Origin of the sequence: Pseudomonas sp. GM21 (assembly GCF_000282215.1) — a bacterium.
In the GTDB taxonomy this organism is placed as follows: Bacteria; Pseudomonadota; Gammaproteobacteria; order Pseudomonadales; family Pseudomonadaceae; genus Aquipseudomonas.
Window position 1 is genome coordinate 1 of record NZ_AKJS01000040.1, and the last position, 20,451, is coordinate 20,451.

18 protein-coding genes and 2 tRNA genes are annotated in these 20,451 nt (G+C 59.9%); 2 read left to right on the forward strand and 18 right to left on the reverse strand.

Going from position 1 to position 20,451, the window contains the following annotated elements; all coding sequences use genetic code 11:
• Nucleotides 1-113 precede the first annotated feature (113 nt).
• The 18 genes from PMI22_RS21740 to leuC form a co-directional block, all read right to left on the reverse strand.
• Nucleotides 114-190, reverse strand: a tRNA-Asp gene (locus PMI22_RS21740).
• Nucleotides 191-245: 55 nt separating this feature from the next.
• A tRNA-Val gene (locus PMI22_RS21735) sits at nt 246-321 on the reverse strand.
• A gap of 180 nt (nt 322-501) precedes the next feature.
• Nucleotides 502-1,275 (reverse strand): SDR family oxidoreductase, encoded by a 774-nt coding sequence (locus PMI22_RS21730; RefSeq protein WP_007944102.1) that lies wholly within the window; start codon nt 1,273-1,275, stop codon nt 502-504.
• A complete protein-coding gene (locus PMI22_RS21725) occupies nt 1,272-2,483 on the reverse strand; it encodes an O-succinylhomoserine sulfhydrylase (RefSeq protein ID WP_007944103.1) in 1,212 nt (403 codons plus the stop codon). Before PMI22_RS21725 ends, PMI22_RS21730 begins: the two co-directional genes overlap by 4 nt.
• A 64-nt stretch (nt 2,484-2,547) precedes the next feature.
• The gene (gene purF, locus PMI22_RS21720) at nt 2,548-4,053 is read right to left on the reverse strand and encodes an amidophosphoribosyltransferase (protein WP_007935163.1); all 1,506 of its coding nucleotides are present in this window, start codon (nt 4,051-4,053) and stop codon (nt 2,548-2,550) included.
• A gap of 41 nt (nt 4,054-4,094) precedes the next feature.
• Entirely contained in the window at nt 4,095-4,655 is a 561-nt protein-coding gene (locus PMI22_RS21715) for a CvpA family protein (protein WP_007944104.1), read from the reverse strand.
• A 99-nt stretch (nt 4,656-4,754) separates the two neighbouring features.
• On the reverse strand, nt 4,755-5,423 hold the full coding sequence (locus PMI22_RS21710) for an SPOR domain-containing protein (RefSeq protein ID WP_007944105.1): 669 nt from the start codon (nt 5,421-5,423) through the stop codon (nt 4,755-4,757).
• Nucleotides 5,407-6,714 carry a bifunctional tetrahydrofolate synthase/dihydrofolate synthase gene (folC, locus tag PMI22_RS21705; protein WP_007944106.1) on the reverse strand — a complete coding sequence of 436 codons (1,308 nt, stop codon included), beginning with the start codon at nt 6,712-6,714 and terminating at the stop codon, nt 5,407-5,409. Before folC ends, PMI22_RS21710 begins: the two co-directional genes overlap by 17 nt.
• Nucleotides 6,711-7,631: an acetyl-CoA carboxylase, carboxyltransferase subunit beta gene (accD, locus tag PMI22_RS21700; protein WP_007944107.1), complete on the reverse strand. Its 921-nt coding sequence runs from the start codon at nt 7,629-7,631 to the stop codon at nt 6,711-6,713. Before accD ends, folC begins: the two co-directional genes overlap by 4 nt.
• A gap of 177 nt (nt 7,632-7,808) precedes the next feature.
• Nucleotides 7,809-8,432 (reverse strand): phosphoribosylanthranilate isomerase, encoded by a 624-nt coding sequence (locus PMI22_RS21695; protein WP_007944108.1) that lies wholly within the window; start codon nt 8,430-8,432, stop codon nt 7,809-7,811.
• 63 nt (nt 8,433-8,495) lie between these two features.
• Nucleotides 8,496-9,320: a tRNA pseudouridine(38-40) synthase TruA gene (truA, locus tag PMI22_RS21690; RefSeq protein ID WP_033048943.1), complete on the reverse strand. Its 825-nt coding sequence runs from the start codon at nt 9,318-9,320 to the stop codon at nt 8,496-8,498.
• Between the two features lie 254 nt (nt 9,321-9,574).
• The gene (locus PMI22_RS21685) at nt 9,575-12,190 is read right to left on the reverse strand and encodes a FimV/HubP family polar landmark protein (protein ID WP_007944110.1); all 2,616 of its coding nucleotides are present in this window, start codon (nt 12,188-12,190) and stop codon (nt 9,575-9,577) included.
• A 210-nt stretch (nt 12,191-12,400) separates the two neighbouring features.
• On the reverse strand, nt 12,401-13,411 hold the full coding sequence (locus PMI22_RS21680; protein ID WP_007944111.1) for an aspartate-semialdehyde dehydrogenase: 1,011 nt from the start codon (nt 13,409-13,411) through the stop codon (nt 12,401-12,403).
• A gap of 247 nt (nt 13,412-13,658) precedes the next feature.
• Complete coding sequence (gene asd / locus PMI22_RS21675) at nt 13,659-14,771, reverse strand: aspartate-semialdehyde dehydrogenase (protein ID WP_007944112.1); 1,113 nt, start codon at nt 14,769-14,771, stop codon at nt 13,659-13,661.
• A 69-nt stretch (nt 14,772-14,840) separates the two neighbouring features.
• Nucleotides 14,841-15,923 (reverse strand): 3-isopropylmalate dehydrogenase, encoded by a 1,083-nt coding sequence (gene leuB, locus PMI22_RS21670; RefSeq protein ID WP_007944114.1) that lies wholly within the window; start codon nt 15,921-15,923, stop codon nt 14,841-14,843.
• A gap of 66 nt (nt 15,924-15,989) precedes the next feature.
• A complete protein-coding gene (locus PMI22_RS21665; protein ID WP_007944115.1) occupies nt 15,990-16,757 on the reverse strand; it encodes a class I SAM-dependent methyltransferase in 768 nt (255 codons plus the stop codon).
• Nucleotides 16,758-16,913: 156 nt separating this feature from the next.
• Nucleotides 16,914-17,558 (reverse strand): 3-isopropylmalate dehydratase small subunit, encoded by a 645-nt coding sequence (leuD, locus tag PMI22_RS21660; RefSeq protein WP_007944116.1) that lies wholly within the window; start codon nt 17,556-17,558, stop codon nt 16,914-16,916.
• An 11-nt stretch (nt 17,559-17,569) separates the two neighbouring features.
• Nucleotides 17,570-18,988, reverse strand: a complete 1,419-nt coding sequence (gene leuC / locus PMI22_RS21655) for a 3-isopropylmalate dehydratase large subunit (RefSeq protein ID WP_007944117.1) — start codon at nt 18,986-18,988, stop codon at nt 17,570-17,572.
• 141 nt (nt 18,989-19,129) lie between these two features.
• Between leuC and PMI22_RS21650 the strand changes: the two genes are divergently transcribed.
• Both PMI22_RS21650 and PMI22_RS21645 read left to right on the forward strand, forming a co-directional pair.
• Nucleotides 19,130-20,020, forward strand: a complete 891-nt coding sequence (locus tag PMI22_RS21650; RefSeq protein WP_007944118.1) for a LysR family transcriptional regulator — start codon at nt 19,130-19,132, stop codon at nt 20,018-20,020.
• 68 nt (nt 20,021-20,088) lie between these two features.
• A partial coding sequence (locus tag PMI22_RS21645; protein WP_007944119.1) for a PAS domain-containing protein occupies nt 20,089-20,451 on the forward strand: 363 nt, incomplete at its 3' end.

A 20,451-nucleotide genomic window follows, 5' to 3' on the forward strand; every position in this document is an offset into this window, starting at 1 on the left:
AACCGACTGAACTACCGCTGCGTATCGCTTTGGACTTTCGCCCAAGTAACTCGTCTGATTGAAAACTCAGAAGCTTTTCAATCTCGAACCAGATAAATCTGATCCGGAAAATATGGCGCAGCGGACGGGACTCGAACCCGCGACCCCCGGCGTGACAGGCCGGTATTCTAACCGACTGAACTACCGCTGCGCGTCGGTGGAGGCTTTTAACAGCTTCCATCTTGCTTTCGCAAGACTCTCGGAAGTGGTGGGTGATGACGGGATCGAACCGCCGACATTCTGCTTGTAAGGCAGACGCTCTCCCAGCTGAGCTAATCACCCGTTTGCATCTCCGAGGCCGCGAAATTTACGCAGGTACCGAACCTAAGTCAATAGCAGGATTGAAGTTTTTTCAAAACAGCTTCAAGTCACAAGCTTCAAGCGGCAAGTAAAAGCAGGATTGCGTATTCGGGAGTGCACGGGCTCGCATTTACTTGCGGCTTGTAGCTTGAGACTCGCAGCTTACTTGTAGACCATCTTCTTGGTCATGCCACCATCGACCACAAACTCCTGGCCCGTGACAAAACCGGCATTTTTCGACAGCAGCCACGCCACCATCGCCGCGACGTCCTCGACCGTCCCTACCCTGCCCGCCGGATGCTGGGCATGATCGGCATCGGTCAGTGGCTCGGCACGCCGCAAAGAAGGGTCTCGCGTGTCGATCCAACCTGGGCTGACCGCATTCACACGGATTTCCGGCCCAAGACTGATCGCCAGAGCGTGAGTCAGCGCTAACAAACCGCCCTTACTCGCCGCGTAAGCCTCCGTGTCGGGTTCCGACTGCCCGGCGCGGGTCGAGGCCAGATTGACGATCGCACCGCTGTGCGCGCGCAGGTACGGCGCACAGTGTTTGGCCAACAGCATCGGCCCACTGAGGTTCACCGCCAACACGCGGTTCCAGTAGGCCAGATCGAGGCTTTCCAGCGTAATGTTATGCGGATCGGCCACCGCCGCGTTGCACACCAACGCATCCAGGCGCCCGAATTGTCCCAGCACCTCGGCAACACCCAGCGCCACCTGCCCTTCGTTCGAAACGTCCATGGCGATAAACCAGGCATTGTCACCCAGCACCTTCGCCACTTTCGAACCGCGCACCCGATCCAGATCGCTCAGCACCACCTGCCAGCCTTCGCTGATCAACCAGGCCGCGATCCCCAACCCAATGCCGCGTGCCGCACCGGTGACCAGTGCAACACGGCCCCTGGACCCGACTGTCGGCGTGGACAACTCGATCACAAGGCTGCCAACCCGCGCGCCAGGTCGGCTTGCAGGTCAGCCACATCTTCCAGGCCGACCGCAATGCGAATCAGACTGTCACGAATGCCCGCTGCTTCCCGCTCTTGCGGCGCCAGACGACCGTGAGAGGTGGTGCTCGGATGGGTAATGGTGGTCTTGGTATCACCCAGGTTGGCCGTGATCGAAATCAGGCGGGTCGCATCGATAAAGCGCCACGCGCCCTCTTTGCCGCCCCTGACCTCAAAACTGACCACCGCACCGAAACCTTTCTGCTGACGCTGGGCCAGCTCGTGCTGAGGATGGCTTTTCAGGCCAGCGTAATGGACTTTCTCGATGCCATCCTGCTGTTCCAGCCATTCGGCCAGTTGCTGGGCGTTGGCGCAATGCGCTTTCATCCGCAGGTTCAGGGTTTCGAGGCCCTTGAGGAAAATCCAGGCGTTGAACGGGCTGAGGGTTGGCCCGGCAGTGCGCAGGAAACCGACCACTTCTTTCATCTGCTCGCTACGACCGGCCACGACACCACCCATGCAACGGCCCTGGCCGTCGATGAACTTGGTTGCCGAGTGCACGACGATGTCCGCGCCCATTGTCAGCGGCTGCTGCAATGCCGGGGTGCAGAAGCAATTGTCGACCACCAGCATCGCGCCTTTGACGTGAGCGATTTCTGCCAGCGCGGCGATGTCTACCAGCTCGGCCAACGGGTTCGACGGCGATTCGACAAAGAGCAATTTGGTGTTGGTCTTGATTGCCGCGTCCCAACCGGACAGGTCCGCCAGAGGCACGTAATCGACTTCGATGCCGAAGCGCTTGAAGTACTTTTCGAACAGGCTGATGGTCGAACCGAACACGCTGCGCGAAACCAGCACATGATCGCCAGCGCTGCACAGGCTCATCACCACCGCCATGATCGCAGCCATGCCGGTGGCAGTGGCCACGGCTTGCTCGGCGCTTTCCAGCGCAGCAATACGCTCTTCGAACGCACGCACGGTCGGGTTGGTGTAGCGCGAGTAGACGTTGCCCGGCACTTCACCGGCAAAGCGTGCCGCCGCGTCGGCAGCGGTACGAAATACGTAGCTGGAGGTGAAGAACATCGGATCACCGTGCTCGCCTTCCGGCGTGCGGTGCTGACCGGCGCGTACGGCCAGGGTATCGAACGCTACGCCTTCAAGGTCGCTGTCCAGCCGACCGGCATCCCAATCCTGACTCATGCTCTCACTCCTTGCCTTACTCGTTTAGTAGATACAAAACCGGCCCCTCAGGGCCGGTAGAAACTCAGTTGTTGTACAGATCGATGATCGCACTGACTGCCTGCGTCTTGACCTTGGAGGCATCGTTACGTGCCTGCTCGATCTTGTTCAGGTAAGCCTCGTCGACGTCGCCGGTGACGTATTGGCCATCGAACACCGCGCAATCGAACTTGTCGATCTTGATCTTGCCGCCACCGACCGCTTCGATCAAGTCAGGCAAGTCCTGATAGATCAACCAGTCAGCGCCGATCAGGTCAGCCACGTCCTGGGTCGAACGGTTGTGGGCGATCAGCTCGTGAGCGCTCGGCATATCGATACCGTAGACGTTCGGGTAGCGAACGGCCGGTGCGGCGGAGCAGAAGTAGACGTTTTTGGCGCCAGCTTCGCGAGCCATCTGGATGATCTGTTTGCAGGTCGTGCCGCGAACGATCGAGTCATCCACCAGCATGACGTTCTTGCCACGGAATTCCAGCTCGATTGCGTTGAGCTTCTGGCGTACGGATTTTTTACGTGCTGCCTGGCCCGGCATGATGAAAGTCCGGCCGATGTAGCGGTTCTTCACGAAACCTTCGCGGAACTTGACGCCCAAGTGGTTCGCCAGCTCCAGGGCCGCGGTGCGGCTGGTGTCCGGGATCGGGATGACCACATCAATGTCGTGGTCCGGACGTTCCCGCAGGATCTTCTCGGCGAGTTTCTCGCCCATGCGCAGACGGGCTTTGTAGACCGAAACACCGTCGATGATCGAATCCGGACGCGCCAGGTAGACATGTTCGAAGATGCACGGGGTCAGGGACGGGTTGGTTGCGCACTGACGGGTGTGCAGCTTGCCATCTTCAGTGATGTAGACCGCTTCGCCCGGTGCCAGGTCGCGAATCAGGGTGAAACCGAGTACGTCCAGGGAGACGCTTTCGGAAGCGATCATGTACTCGACGCCTTCGTCGGTGTGGCGCTGACCGAAGACAATCGGGCGGATGCCGTGCGGGTCACGGAAACCGACGATGCCGTAACCGGTCACCATCGCCACGACCGCGTAGCCGCCGACGCAACGGTTGTGCACGTCCGTAACAGCGGCGAAAACGTCTTCTTCAGTCGGCTGCAACTTGCCACGCTGGGCCAGTTCGTGAGCGAACACGTTCAGCAGGACTTCCGAATCGGAGTTGGTGTTGACGTGGCGCAGGTCAGATTCGTAAATCTCCTTGGCCAGCTGTTCAACGTTGGTCAGATTGCCGTTATGCGCCAAGGTGATGCCGTACGGCGAGTTGACGTAAAACGGTTGAGCTTCGGCCGAGGTCGAGCTGCCTGCGGTCGGATAACGCACATGGCCAATGCCCATGTGGCCGACCAGGCGCTGCATGTGACGTTGATGGAACACGTCACGCACAAGCCCGTTGTCCTTGCGCAGGAATAACCGGCCATCATGGCTGGTCACGATACCGGCAGCGTCCTGGCCGCGGTGCTGGAGCACGGTTAGCGCGTCATACAGCGCCTGATTGACGTTCGACTTACCGACGATACCGACGATGCCACACATGCGACGCAACCCCTACTTAATGGATCTGAACTGAACAACACTCACTGAGGCGTTTTGGCCATCGGCAAGAGTTGCTCCTTGAACGGTATCTCAGCGGGTACGCTGATACCGCTGGCAAGCCACTGACTGCTCCACCCGAGAATCAGGTTTTTGGACCAGTCTGCGACCAATAGAAATTTTGGCACGAGCTGTGACTCTTTCCACCACCCGTCCTGCTGTACCGGCCCCAGACTCAACAGCCCGACCGCCACGACCACCAGCAACACGCCACGCGCGGCACCGAAGGCCATGCCGAGGAATCGATCGGTCCCGGAAAGCCCGGTGACGCGAACCAACTCGCCGATAAGATAATTGATCATTGCGCCTACGATTAACGTGGCGACAAACATGATGGCACAGCCCGTGATCACACGAGCCGACGGTGTTTGAATGTATCCGGCGAGGTACTCGGACAATGAACCACCGAACATCCAGGCAACGGCTCCTGCAATGACCCAGGTCACTAGCGACAACGCTTCTTTGACGAAGCCGCGGCTCAGACTGATCAATGCGGAGATGGCGACGATTGCAACGATCGCCCAGTCAACCCAGGTAAATGGCACAGTGCAGCCTACAGACGGATAAGGCGGCGCATTTTAGCAGAGCCCATGCTGATCGGTAAGCGGCGATTGTCAGTGCATTTCAAATCGGGGCGATAGTTTTTAACCACGCTCAGGCTGGAAGCGCACAACAAAACCCTTGAGGTTATGTTGGCGACTCAACAAGTCGCGCAGACGATCGGCTTCGGCACGCTCGATCAGCGGCCCGACGAACACTCGATTCTTGCCATCGGCCGAGCGGATATAGGCGTTATAGCCTTGACTGCGCAGGGTTTTCTGCAAGCTTTCCGCGCTTTGGCGATTCGACAGGCTGGCCAGTTGAATCGACCAGCTGATCGACAGGCCATTGGCATCGATGCGACTTTGCGTGGTATCCGGCCTGTCCGCTGCAGCCGCGATTGGCTGAGCGGGCGGCGTCGTAGACTTGGCGACTGGCGCAGGTACCGGGACGACTGGCTTGGCGACAGGCGCCGGCGCGACAGGGGCAACTGGTGCAACTGGTGCAACGGGCGTCAACGGCGCTTCCTGCTGAGCGATCTCATCATCGCTCGGCACAGGTTCTTGAGGCAGCACCTGCGGCTCAGGCACCGCTACTGGTTCAACCTGGACTTGCGGCAACTCAGGAGCATGCGGCATCGCGGGTGCATCGACCGTCACCTGACGCTGCTCATCCTGACGGGAAAACAGCATCGGCAGGAAAATCACCGCCAGCGCTACCAGCACCAGAGCGCCGACCATGCGTTGTTTGTAGGCCTTATCCAGCAATGCCATTTGCCGCTTCCTCCGTGGAGCGCCGGGCCAACCATTCAAGGGCCTCGGCGACACAATAAAATGATCCGAACAACAGTATCTCGTCGTCGCTCGTCGCCAGCGCGCTCTGCCCTTCCAGGGCTGCCGCCACGCTGTCATAGGATGTTACCGACGCATCAAGGTTCTGCAACGCAGCCTGCAAATCGGCAACCGGGCGCGCACGCGGTGAGTCCAGCGGCGCGACAGCCCAATGCTGGACACTAGCACTCAATTCACTGACAACACCATCCAGATCCTTGTCAGCCAGCAAACCGAACACCGCCAGGCGCTTGCCGGTCAGCGGTCGAGTGGCCAAGCGGCGAGCCAGGTATTCAGCGGCATGCGGGTTATGTCCCACATCCAGCAAAAGGTTCAGGCGTTTGCCCTGCCAGTCGAACTGACGACGGTCGAGACGCCCCACCACCCGCGTCGATTTCAGCGCATCAATAATCTGTGCATCCACCCAAGGTAAACCGAGCAGCAGATAGGCCTGCAGGGCCAATGCGGCGTTTTCCATCGGCAGATCGAGCAACGGCAGATCGTGCAACTCGACCACTCGCCCTTGCGCGTCGAGCCCGCGCCATTGCCAGTCGTGATCAGTCACGCCGAGGTCAAAATCGCGACCACGCAGGAAAAACGGACAAGCCAGCTCCCGCGCCTTGTCCAGCAGCGGTTGTGGAGGACTCAGATCACCACAGAGCGCAGGCGCGCCCTGACGGAAGATGCCGGCTTTTTCGAAGGCCACAGACTCACGGGTATCACCCAGATAATCTGCATGGTCGACGCCGATGCTGGTGACCAGCGCCATGTCGGCATCCACCACATTGACCGTATCCAGACGCCCGCCCAGGCCGACTTCCAGCACAACGGCATCGAGACCGGCCTGTTGAAACAGCCAGAACGCCGCCAGGGTGCCCATTTCAAAATACGTCAGGGACGTATCACCACGACCGGCCTCGACTGCGGCGAACGCCTCGCACAGCGCGCCATCCGTGGCTTCGACGCCATTGACCTGCACGCGCTCGTTGTAACGCAGCAGGTGCGGAGAATTGTAGACACCAACGCTCAGGCCCTGCGCTCGCAGCAACGAGGCCACGAATGCGCAGGTTGAACCCTTGCCGTTGGTGCCGGTGACCGTGATCACCCGAGGCGCCGGCTTGCCCAGCCCCATGCGGGACGCTACCTGTTGCGAACGCTCCAGACCCATGTCGATGGCCGAAGGGTGCAACTGTTCAAGGTAGGCGAGCCACTCGCCAAGGGTGCGCTCGGTCATAGGTTCGCAGGTACCGGCGGAACCACGATTGGCTCGATTGGCGCAGCGACGAATTTCGGCGTCGGCAACCCCATCATTTGCGCCAGCAGGTTGCCCAGACGCGGACGCAGCTCCTGACGGTGAATGATCATGTCGATGGCACCGTGCTCCAGCAGGAATTCACTGCGCTGGAAGCCTTCCGGCAGTTTTTCACGCACGGTTTGCTCGATCACGCGCGGGCCAGCGAAGCCGATCAGGGCTTTTGGCTCGCCGACGATGACATCACCCAGCATCGCCAGGCTGGCGGAAACGCCGCCGTAGACCGGGTCGGTCAGCACCGAGATAAAGGGAATGCCTTCTTCACGCAGACGCGCCAACACCGCAGAGGTCTTGGCCATTTGCATCAGGGAGATCAGGGCTTCCTGCATCCGCGCACCACCGGAAGCGGCAAAGCAGATCATCGGGCATTTCTTTTCCAGCGCGTAATTGGCGGCGCGAACAAAACGCTCACCAACGATGGCACCCATCGACCCCCCCATGAAGGAGAATTCGAAGGCCGCCACCACAACCGGCATGCCCAGCAAGGTGCCACTCATGGAGATCAGTGCGTCTTTTTCGCCGGTCTGCTTCTGCGCGGCGGTCAGGCGATCCTTGTACTTCTTGCCGTCACGGAATTTCAGACGGTCAACCGGCTCCAGGTCCGCGCCCAGTTCGGCACGGCCTTCAGCGTCGAGGAAGATATCAATGCGGGCGCGGGCGCCGATACGCATGTGATGGTTGCACTTGGGGCAAACATCCAGGGTCTTTTCCAGCTCTGGACGGTACAGCACAGCCTCGCAAGACGGGCATTTGTGCCACAGACCTTCAGGCACCGAGCTCTTCTTGACCTCGGAACGCATGATCGAAGGGATCAGTTTGTCTACTAACCAGTTGCTCATGCTTTCTTTCTCCAGTACCGGCGGCCCGAACGCTCTGGTTCGCAGCCCCGCGTATGCCCTTGAGCTAAATTCATATGTGTGGCGATGATTGATCGGGTGGCCGGGTCAGCTAAAGCGACCTGCGTACAACCCATAAATCCTCAGCCATGCCTGTGGACGGCGGCAGTCTGCCAGCCGTCACATCAAGGTATGTACCGCCTTGATGAATGCCTGAATCTTTGCGTGATCCTTGATGCCCTTGCTCGCCTCTACCCCACCACTGACATCCACGGCATACGGCCGGACCCGGGCAATCGCCCCGGCGACGTTATCGGGGGTCAAACCGCCCGCCAGAATGATCGGCTTGCTCAAGCCTTGTGGTATCAGAGACCAGTCGAATGCTTCGCCAGTTCCGCCCGGTACACCTTCTACATAGGCGTCGAGCAGGATGCCGCTGGCGCTGGGAAACGCATCGCAGGCTGCCGCAATGTCATCACCCGCCTTGACCCGCAACGCCTTGATGTACGGCCGGTGCCAGCCTTCACACTCGGCGGCCGTTTCGTCACCATGGAACTGCAGCAAGTCCAGCGGCACGGCATCGAGCAACTCGCCCAGCTCGCAACGACTGGCATTGACGAACAACCCCACGGTGGTGACGAACGGCGGCAGCGCCTTGATGATGTCGCGCGCCTGCTGAAACGTCACGGCCCGGGGGCTTTTGGCGTAGAACACAAACCCGATGGCATCGGCCCCGGCCTCGACCGCCGCCAACGCATCTTCTATGCGGGTGATCCCGCAAATCTTGCTGCGAACGGCTGACATGTCGATAAATCCTCAGCGTAAATCCCGGAAAGTCCCGGATGGTAACAAATGCGTTCGAGGGCGTCAGCCGTCAAGTTCCGTGAAACCGGTCAGGAAGTGTGGGCCAATGTAACGCTCGGGCAATTGGAACTCATCGCGATACTCGACCTGCACCAGATACAGGCCGAACGGATGCGCCGTCACACCGCCGGAACGGCGAATGCGGCTTTCCAACACCTCTTTCATCCATTCCACCGGACGCTCGCCGGTACCGATGGTCATCAGCACACCGGCAATGTTGCGCACCATGTGGTGCAGGAACGCACTGGCGCGGATGTCCAGCACGATCATCTTGCCGTGACGCGTGACGCGCAGGTGATGCAATTCCTTGATCGGCGATTTCGCCTGGCACTGCCCGGCGCGGAACGCACTGAAATCATGGGTTCCCACCAGGTACTGCGCCGCTTCGGCCATACGTTCGACGTCCAGCGGGCGGTGATTCCAGGTGATTTCTTCGTTGAGGTGCGCCGGACGAATCTGATCGTTGTAGATCACATAGCGGTAGCGCCGCGCAATGGCTTTGAACCGCGCATGAAAATGCGCCGGCATGACCTTGGCCCAACTGACGCTGACGTCGTGGGGCAAATTGATATTGGCGCCCATGACCCAGGCCTTCATCGAACGCTCGACCTGCGTATCGAAATGCACCACCTGGCCACACGCATGAACACCGGCGTCCGTTCGTCCGGCGCACAGCAACGATACCGGCGAATCGGCGACTTTGGACAAAGCTTTCTCAAGGGTTTCCTGCACGGTGAGCACGCCGGAGGCCTGGCGTTGCCAGCCACGGTAGCGTGAACCTTTGTATTCAACGCCCAATGCGATCCGGAAAAAGCCCTCGGCCGCCATTTCGGCAGCCGGATTATCTATATTTGCCAAGGGGTGACAGCCTGCTGATGTGCGCAAAGGCGGGCATTATAAGGCCGATGGACCGGGATGCCAGAGGCCTGTGTCTTTTGTTGATTGCCCCCCCACATTGAAATGCATACCCCTGTGGGAGTGAGCCCGCTCGCGATGGCATTAGACAGAACACCGCCGACTCACCGCGAAAACAAAACGGCAGCCTCAATGGGCTGCCGTTTTGTTTACTGCCGAGGGATCACTCAAGCCAGATGCGAAAGCATTTCCTCGGCTTCTGTCCTTTGCCCGTCATCGCCCTCGGTCAGCACCTCATTGAGAATGTCCCGAGCACCGTCGTTGTCGCCCATGTCGATGTAGGCCTGGGCCAGATCGAGCTTGGTCGCGACTTCATCCGTACCTGAGAGGAAGTCGAAGTCCGGCTCGTCAGCCGCCGAAGCCATGGCGTCTTCTGCGGTAAAGCTCGGCTCGCCAATGCTCTGGGACAAACGATCCAGTTCGGCGTTGACGTCATCCAGCTCAGCTTCAAAGTCGTCCTGAATGTCAGCAACCCGAGGCTCGGTCGGAATCACGTCCATTTCATCAGCCAGCGACAGATCAAAATCGGCAGGCAGCTCCAGATCGTCTTGTAGCACTTCAGGCACGACAGGCAAATCCTTCACGCCTTCGTCCAGATCCAGCAAGAAGTCGTCTTCAGCGAGGATGGCCGGTGACGGCTCTGCGCCCAGATCCATGTCCAGATCGAAATCCGACAGGTCGTCGAGGTTTTCCTTGATTTCGGTTTGCTGCTGCAACACCGACTCAAAGCTCAAATCGTCATCCAGCGGAAACTCATCCAGCTCGGTCGACGTGTCTGCCTCTGGCGCAACCGCAGCCGGCGAAGCGGCTTCCAGATCGTCCAGGCTCAAGTCGAATGCACTATCGAAGTCGTCATCGGCAGGCGCCGGGGCTTGCGGCTCGTCCAGCAGCAGGTCTTTGACGTACTGAGCGTCCAGTTCTGCGGCAATGGCCGCAGCGCCCAGACCACTTGCAGCGACCACGACCATGGCCGGAAAGCGCGCCTTGAGTTTTTCGACCTGGGCGAAGTTGTCGCCGTTGGCGACCAGCTGGCGCTCCTGGCCCACGAACGCATCACGATCGCCCTGCTGACCGTAAACCTCCATCAGCTTCAAACGTAGCTCACTGCGTTGTGGTTCTTGCTTGATGCCGTCTTCCAGCAACGCGGCAGCCTGGTTCAGGCGACCGGCCGTGATGTGCGACTGCGCTTTGCTCAAGACATCCTCATCACGCTCGGCGGCAGGTGACACCAGGGGCGCCGCTATTGGCGCAGTCACTACAACCGGCGCAATCACGGGTGCTGGCGCTGGCGCAGGTGCTGGAGCCGGCGCAGTGGCGAGTTTTACGCTCGGAGGTGGCACTTCCAGGCCGTCGAAGCTGGTTTCCGGCAGGTCGCTGTCAAAGGAAAAATCCTGCCCTTCGGACAAGGCACGGGCCATACGCAGGTGTTTCTCGGCTTCCTGCTGAGCTTTGCGGCGACGTGCCAGCAACAGCAACAAGAGCGCCAGAACCACCGCGCCACCACCGATCAACCCCAACAGGAACGGGTTGGTCAGCAGCTCATTGAATTTCTGGTCGTCGGAGACCGCCGGTGCTGGCTCGGTTGTCGGGTCGACAGGTGCAGCGACGGTTTCCGGCGCAGGTGCCGCCGGAGCCGGTGCTGCGTCAGCCGGAGCCGTCGCAGGGTTGGCGGCCAACTCAGCCGATAGAGCCGGAGCAGCCGTTGCAGCAGGTGCTCCCGCCGCCCCTTCGGCCTGCAACTTGGCCAATTGATTGTTCTTCAGTTCGATCAGGCGTTGCAGCTTGTCCATCTGACTTTGCAAATCAGTCACACGGCTTTTCAGTTCAGCGTTGTCACGACGCGTCGTGTCGAGGCTTTCCTGGGTCACGGCCAGCTTGTTGCTCAGATTCTTGGCATCGCCCGCTGCACCTTTGCCACCCGCCTTGCCGGATTCGGCCGAGACCAGGCTCAGCTTGTCCTTGGCGTCTTGTGCAGTACCGGCGTCAGCGTTACCACGCTTGGTGGCATCGAGTTGTTGCTGGCCGGTGGCGGGTTTCGCCACATAACGACGACCCTGGCGCCACGCGGTGTTCTGGGCGGCCACTTCAGCGATTGCCTTGGGGTGTGGCAGGCTGGTGGCTTGCGCCTGATCCGGCAGGCGCAGCACCTGACCGGTTTTCAGGCGGTTGATGTTGCCGTCGATAAAGGCATCCGGGTTCAGCGCCTGGATAGCCAGCATGGTTTGCTGAATCGAGCCACCGTTGCGCGCCTTCGCGGCGATTTCCCACAGGGTATCGCGTGGCGTGGTGGTGTGCTGAGACGGCTGGGTGGCACCGGTCACGGGGGCCGTGACGGTCTGAGTCGGTGCTGGCTGCGCAGCCGCTTCAGCGGTTTGCGGCGAGAATTTGGACGGATCAAGCAGCACGCTGTAATCGCGCAACAGGCGACCGTTTGGCCACATCACCTGAACCAGGAATTTCACCATCGGTTCGGACAGTGGTTTGCTGGAAGTCACCCGCAGGATGCTTTTGCCACTGGCGTTGAGCACCGGTGTGAAGGTCAGGTCATTGAGAAATGCCTGGCGGTCGACACCGGCCTTGGCGAAGTCTTCGGGTGAGGCCAGGCTCGGTACCACTTCGGCAACCGTGAGGTCCTTGACGTCAAGCAGCTCGATTTCCGCCACCAAGGGTTGGTTCAGCGTCGACTTCAGGGTCAGCTCCCCGAGCCCGAGGGCATGTGCCATGCCGGAGGACAGCGCCGAGGCGGCCGCAATTGCTAACACCAGTTTGCGAACTTGAACCATAGCCTCATCCTTTGTTTGAACATTCCTCGGCCAGCGAGAAGGTCTTGATAGTCGCTGCCGTAAGGCATTGCGCGCGGCGTCGACGTGTCATCGCGCGCGATCATTTCTTGCAGCCCCCCGCAAAGCCCCACTGGGTGGCTTTCCTGCAGCACTGCGGCCAAGCCTGACGCTTGCCCTGGAACCATTGTGCGAATTGTTGCCAAGTATCTTTTACAGCAGGTCTTTTATCAACAATTCAGCCACTTGCACAGCATTGAGCGCGGCGCCTTTGCGTACGTTATCTGACGTCAGCCACACGTTAAGTTCCGACAGGTCGTCGATACCGCTGCGAACCCGACCAACGTACACAACGTCCTGCCCCACCGCATCGCCCACCGCGGTCGGATAATCGCCGGCCTCGACCAGTTCGATACCGGGCGCATCTTCCAGCGCCGCGTTGACTTTCGCCAGGTCGACAGCACTCGCAGACTGCAACGTCACACTAAAGCTATCGCCAAAAAACACCGGGGCTTGAATACAAGTGACGGAAATCTTCAATGACGGCAGCGCCAACACCTGCCGCAACTCACGCACCAGGCGTTTTTCCAGCAGCGTATGGCCTTGCTCATCCGGCTTGCCGACCTGAGCCAGCAGGTTGAACGCCATTTGCCGATCGAAGAATGTCGGCTCCAGCGGACGCACGTTCAGCAACTCGGCGGTTTGCCGAGCCAGCTCCGTCACTGCTTCGCGCCCTTGGGCGGAGACCGCCAGGCTGGCGGTTACGTTGACCCGCTGCAGGTCGATCACCCCAAGCAACGGCGCCAGCACCACCGCCAGGGTGGTGGCCGACGGGCTCGGGCTACTGACCTGGAATGGTTTTTTCAAACCAGCCAATACTTCGGCATTGGCTTCCGGCACCACTTGCGGCGCCTGATCGGCGGTCAAAGCGCCAGACAGGTCGATCAACGAACAACCGGCGGCGCTAGCACGCGAGGCGAAACTGAGGGTCACCGCCGGGCCGGCCGCGAAAAACACCAACTGGACTTTGCTGAAATCGAACTCATCGACTTCCCGCACCCGCACATTCTTGCCGCGAAACGGCACCGAATGCCCGGCCGACTCGCTGCTCGCCAGCAAGTGCAGGTTGGCGACCGGGAAGTCGCGTTCTTCAAGAATCTGCACCAGCGTTTCGCCGACAGTACCGGTGGCGCCGATCACGGCGATATCAAAGGACTGGCTCATGGTTCTACCTCAGGCGAAACGGGGGGAGCGGCACTTTACCGGGTGGGTGGCGTGCAGGCAATTCGCACCTCCCCTGATCGTTCCCACTCTCCGCGTGGGAATGCATCCCCTGACGCTCTGCGTCACATAAAGAACCGGGACGCGGAGCGTCCCAGGCGGCATTCCCACGCAGAGCGTGGGAACGATCGGAGGAATAAAAAAACCCGCACCTCTTTCAAGGCACGGGTTCTTTTATTGCTTCAATCGATCAACGCTCAAGCAGGATCCGCAGCATACGACGCAGCGGTTCGGCCGCGCCCCACAGCAGTTGGTCGCCGACGGTGAAGGCACCGACGAATTGCGAACCCATGTTGAGCTTGCGCAGACGACCAACTGGCACGTTCAGGGTGCCGGTGACCTTGGTTGGGCTCAGCTCCTGCATGCTGATGTCGCGGTTGTTCGGTACCAGCTTGACCCAAGGGTTGTGCTGGCTGATCAGCCCTTCGATATCGGCAATCGGCACGTCTTTGTTCAGTTTGATGGTCAGCGCCTGGCTGTGGCAGCGCATGGCGCCGATGCGCACGCAGATGCCATCGACCGGGATCGGGCTCTTGAAGCGACCGAGGATCTTGTTGGTCTCGGCCTGGGCCTTCCACTCTTCGCGGCTCTGACCGTTCGGCAGTTCCTTGTCGATCCACGGGATCAGGCTGCCGGCCAGCGGTACGCCGAAGTTTTCGGTCGGGTACGCTTCACTGCGCATGGCTTCGGCCACACGACGGTCAATGTCGAGGATGGCGCTGGCCGGGTCAGCCAGTTGATCGGCGACAGCGGCGTGGGTCGCGCCCATTTGCTTGATCAGTTCACGCATGTTCTGCGCGCCGGCACCGGAGGCCGCCTGATAGGTCATGGCGCTCATCCACTCGACCAGACCGGCTTCGAACAGACCGCCCAAGCCCATCAGCATCAGGCTGACGGTGCAGTTGCCGCCGATGTAGTTCTTGGTGCCCGCATCCAGCTGCTGGTCGATGACCTTGCGGTTGACCGGGTCCAGGACGATGACTGCGTCATCCTGCATGCGCAGGCTGGAAGCAGCGTCGATCCAGTAACCCTGCCAGCCGGCTTCGCGCAGCTTGGGGAATACTTCGCTGGTGTAGTCGCCACCCTGGCAGGTCAGAATCACGTCGAGGGTTTTCAGCTCTTCAATGCTGTAAGCGTCCTTGAGCGGAGCAATGTCCTTGCCCACGGACGGGCCTTGGCCACCGACATTGGAAGTGGTGAAAAACACCGGCTCAATAAGATCGAAATCCTGCTCTTCCAGCATCCGCTGCATGAGCACGGAACCGACCATACCGCGCCAACCGATCAGACCTACACGTTTCATCGCAACTACACCTTCTTAAAAAAGTGGGCCGCTGCTTTCGAAGTTGAAAGTGGCAGCGGGCCCGAGAGATTACAGATTCCGCAGCGCGGCGACTACTGCGTCGCCCATTTCCTGCGTACCGACTTTAGTGCAACCCGCCGACCAAATGTCGCCCGTGCGCAGGCCTTGGTCCAGCACCAGGCTCACGGCTTGCTCGATGGCATCGGCCGCCGCCTGCTGGTTGAAGCTGTAACGCAACATCATCGACACCGACAAAATGGTCGCCAACGGGTTGGCAATGCCCTTGCCAGCGATGTCCGGCGCCGAACCGTGACAAGGCTCGTACATGCCCTTGTTGTTGGTGTCCAGGGACGCCGACGGCAGCATGCCGATGGAACCGGTGAGCATCGAGGCCTGGTCGGACAGGATGTCGCCGAACATGTTGTCGGTGACGATCACGTCAAACTGCTTCGGTGCACGCACCAGCTGCATGGCGGCGTTGTCGACGTACATGTGGCTCAGTTCGACTTGCGGATAATCCTTGGCCACTTCCTCGACGATTTCACGCCACAGCTGGCTGGATGCCAACACGTTCGCCTTGTCCACCGAGCACAGCTTCTTGCCGCGCACCATGGCCATGTCGAAACCGACGCGGGCAATGCGGCGGATTTCGCTCTCGCTGTACGGCAGGGTGTCGTAGGACTGACGCTCGCCGTTTTCCAGGGTACGGGTGCCACGTGGCGCGCCGAAGTAGATACCGCCGGTCAGTTCACGGACGATCAGGATGTCCAGGCCCGCCACGATTTCCGGCTTGAGACTGGAAGCCTCGGCCAATTGCGGGTAAAGAATCGCCGGACGCAGGTTGCCGAACAGACCCAGTTGCGCACGGATTTTCAGCAGACCGCGCTCAGGGCGGATGTCACGCTCGATGGTGTCCCATTTCGGGCCGCCCACGGCGCCCAGCAGCACAGCGTCGGCTGCGCGGGCACGCTCCAGGGTTTCGTCGGCCAATGGCACGCCGTGCTTGTCGATGGCCGCGCCGCCGATCACGTCGTGGCTCAGTTCGAAGCCCAGGCTGTACTTGTCGCTGGCCAGCTCCAGCACCTTGACCGCTTCGGCCATGATTTCCGGGCCAATACCGTCACCTGGGAGAATCAGAATCTGCTTGCTCATGCTTTCCTCATGTCATCAGTCGGTGCGCCCCAGGGGCACATCCGGAAAAATTCTATCGATCGGTGGCTATCTTTCTACAAACAGCACCAGCACATCGGTACTGAACGACCCGTCGGCTTCAATCTCAAAATATTCGCGTACTTCATTGCCCATCGACTGCTGCAACTCGCGGATGGCCGCGCGCATCACTTCAGGTGTACGCATGCGCTCAACCCAGCTGTTGTACTCCAGACGCAGGCGTTGACGCGTGGTGCTGCGGGTATGCAACCCCGCCTCACTGACCTGACGCAACCACTCGCCGGCGGAATAGTCGCGCACATGGCTGGTGTCGCGCAGCACTTCGACGCTTTGCAGGTAAGTGTCGAACAACGGACTGCCCGGTGACAACACATCGATGAACGCCGCCACGCCACCCGGCTTCAGCACCCGACGAACTTCCCGCAGCGCCAGACCGAGATCGCTCCAATGGTGCGCCGAATATCGGCTGAACACGAAGTCGAACTCGCCATCGGCGAACGGCAGGCGCTCGGCGGCACCAAGGACCGTCGATACGTTGCTCAAGCCACGTTCCACGGCAGCACCGGCCACCACGTCGAGCATCTGTTGGGACAGGTCGTAGGCCACCACTTCCTTGACCAGCGAAGCCACGTGAAAACTCACATGGCCGGCGCCGCAGCCCAGATCCAGTACTCGGGCATCGCCCTGCCCGGCCACTTCGGCCTGTAGCAACGCAAACTCGGTGCCTTGAGCGTGAACGGCACTGCTCAGGTAGGCCGAGGCTTGTTCACCGAATTGCTTTTGGACGACCTGGGTGTGCTGGGCGGTGCTGGTCATAGGGACTTCCTTTTTGGGGTGAGTCTTGTGGTGTCTCTACTGCCGCCATCGCTGGCAGGCCAGCTCCCACAGGGGATTTGTGTACTCCATAGATCCAATGTGGGAGCTAGCCTGCTAGCGATGAGGCCAGAGTGGCCTACATCAATCTCGGATCAATCAGGCGTCGCGAAACAACCAAGGCTGACTCGCACGATGCTTGGCTTCAAATGTCGCAATCGCCTCATGGTCCTGCAACGTCAGGCCAATGTCGTCCAGACCGTTCAACAGGCAGTGTTTGCGAAACGCATCAATCTCAAAGTTCAGCACCTTGCCGTCCGGGCGGGTCACGGTCTGGGCTTGCAGATCAACCTGCAACTGGTAGCCAGGATTCGCTTCAACCTGCTGGAACAGCTCATCCACTTCAGCGTCGCTCAAGATGATTGGCAGCAAGCCGTTCTTGAAGCTGTTGTTGAAGAAGATGTCGGCGTAGCTCGGCGCGATGATGCTGCGGAAACCGTATTCTTCCAGCGCCCATGGCGCGTGTTCACGGCTGGAGCCGCAACCGAAGTTCTCGCGGGCCAGCAACACGCTGGCGCCTTGATAACGTTCGGCGTTGAGGACGAAGTCCTTGTTCAGCGGGCGCTTGGAGTTGTCCTGATACGGCTGCCCCACGTCCAGATAACGCCATTCATCGAACAGGTTCGGGCCAAAACCCGTGCGCTTGATCGATTTCAAGAACTGCTTCGGAATGATCTGATCGGTATCGACGTTGGCACGATCCAAAGGCGCGACAAGACCAGTGTGCTGGGTAAAAGCTTTCATGCTGCGCTCCTTTAGATCAATTCACGGACGTCGATGAAACGACCGTTTACAGCAGCGGCGGCGGCCATCGCCGGGCTGACGAGGTGAGTACGACCACCGGCGCCCTGACGGCCTTCGAAATTGCGGTTGGAGGTCGAGGCGCAATGTTCGCCCGACTCCAAACGGTCCGGGTTCATCGCCAGACACATCGAGCAACCCGGCTCACGCCATTCAAAACCGGCTTCGAGGAAAATCTTGTCCAGCCCTTCCGCTTCAGCCTGCGCCTTCACCAGACCCGAGCCCGGCACGACGATGGCCTGCTTGATGGTCGATGCGACTTTGCGGCCCTTGGCGATCACGGCAGCAGCGCGCAAGTCTTCGATCCGCGAGTTGGTGCAGGAGCCGATAAACACGCGATCGAGCTGAATGTCGGTGATCGCCTGATTTGCGGTCAAACCCATGTACTTCAAGGCGCGCACGATTGAGTCACGCTTGACCAGGTCCATTTCCTTCGCAGGGTCCGGAACGTTCTGATCGACCGCCAACACCATCTCAGGCGAAGTGCCCCAGCTGACTTGCGGCTTGATCTGGGTAGCGTCGAGCTCAACGACAGTGTCAAACGTGGCGTCTTTATCCGACACCAAGTCTTTCCACGCCTCGACGGCCAAGTCCCATTCCGCGCCTTTCGGAGCGAATGGACGGCCCTTCACGTAGGCCACGGTTTTTTCGTCCGCCGCCACCAGACCAACGCGTGCGCCAGCCTCGATGGACATGTTGCAAATAGTCATGCGGCCTTCAACGGACAAGTCACGAATCGCGCTACCGGCAAATTCGATGGCATGGCCGTTACCGCCAGCGGTGCCGATTTTGCCGATCACAGCGAGGACGATGTCCTTGGCCGTCACGCCGAACGGCAATTGGCCTTCGACCGACACCAGCATATTCTTCATTTTTTTGGCGACCAGGCACTGAGTGGCGAGCACGTGCTCGACCTCGGAGGTGCCGATACCGTGAGCCAGGGCACCGAACGCACCGTGGGTCGAGGTATGGGAGTCGCCGCAGACCACGGTCATGCCCGGCAAGGTCGCGCCCTGCTCCGGGCCGATGACGTGGACGATGCCTTGGCGAATGTCGTTCATCTTGAATTCGACGATGCCGTATTCATCACAGTTGTCATCGAGGGTCTGAACCTGCAAACGCGAGACCTGGTCGACAATGGCTTCGATGCCGCCCTTGCGCTCCGGTGTGGTCGGTACGTTGTGGTCCGGGGTCGCGATATTGGCATCGATCCGCCAAGGCTTGCGCCCGGCCAGACGCAGGCCTTCAAAGGCTTGCGGCGAAGTCACTTCGTGAATGATGTGACGATCGATATAAATCAGCGCCGAGCCATCGTCGCGCTGTTTGACCAAGTGCGAATCCCAGAGCTTGTCGTAGAGCGTTTTGCCGGCCATCAGACGGTTCCTCATCAGCTTGTTTCTATGCCCTGGGTTATTTCAATAACCCTTTGGCTTGTGAGGTCGATCCTAGGGGGTTACATTAAATAACTCAAATTCATATTTTTTATGCTTTGGATAACCAACTGGAATACAACGATGGATCTGGCCAACCTCAATGCCTTTATCGCGATTGCCGAGAGCGGGAGCTTCTCTGGCGCCGGCGAACGGTTGCACCTGACTCAGCCGGCGATCAGCAAACGTATCGCCGGGCTGGAGCAACAATTGAAGGTGCGGCTGTTTGATCGCCTGGGCCGTGAAGTAGGCCTGACCGAGGCCGGCCGCGCCCTGCTGCCACGGGCTTATCAGATACTGAATGTGCTGGACGACACCCGGCGCGCCCTGACCAATCTGACCGGCGAAGTGTCCGGCCGCCTGACCCTGGCCACCAGTCACCACATCGGCCTGCACCGTTTGCCACCCTTATTAAGAGAATTCACCCGGCGTTACCCACAAGTGGCGCTGGATATTCAGTTCCTCGATTCGGAAGTGGCCTACGAAGAAATCCTCCATGGCCGTGCGGAACTGGCGGTGATTACGTTGGCGCCAGAGCCGCACACGCTGGTCAAGGCAACGCCTGTGTGGGACGACCCGCTGGATTTCGTGGTCGCTCCAGAGCATTCGTTGATCAGCCACGGCCCGGTCAATCTGGCAGACATCGCCCTGCACCCGGCGGTTTTCCCCGGCGGCAACACCTTTACCCATCACATCGTTCAGCGGCTGTTCGAAGCGCAGGGCCTGATACCGAACATTGCCATGAGCACGAATTATCTGGAAACGATCAAGATGATGGTTTCAATAGGCTTGGCCTGGAGCGTGTTGCCGCGCACGATGCTGGATGAACAAGTTGCACGAATACCGTTGCCGGGCATACAACTGACTCGCCAGCTAGGCTATATCTTGCACACCGAAAGGACGCTATCGAATGCGGCAAGGGCGTTTATGGCTTTGCTGGATGCACAAATCGATTTGCCAGGGACTCATGGCTAACGCGTGCTACGACTATAGAGCCGCGAAACCCTGCGCTTAACGCCCATTTCCGCCAAGGCCTGTTGCCAATGTCGAAATCTGTTGACCGTATTCCGCCGATGCCGCGTATTCAGATGCTCGACCCAAAACAGACCGAGCTGAGCTGGCAAAGCGCGCCACAACTGCTCGCCGCCTTGAACGGCGCACGGCTGGGGGCCTGGTATTGGGACATCGAGCGCGGGCAGATCAGCTGGTCGCGGGGGACTCAGGCGCTGTTTGGTTTCGATCCGCACACGCCGCTACCCGAGAATCTGGAATACCTCGACTTGCTGCCACCGGAAGACCGGGAGAAAACCGTCCACGCGTTCCATGCGGTCATTGCCGGCGCGCCACTTCAACAAGCGATGCATCACCGTATCCGCTGGCCCGACGGCAGCTTCCACTGGCTGGGG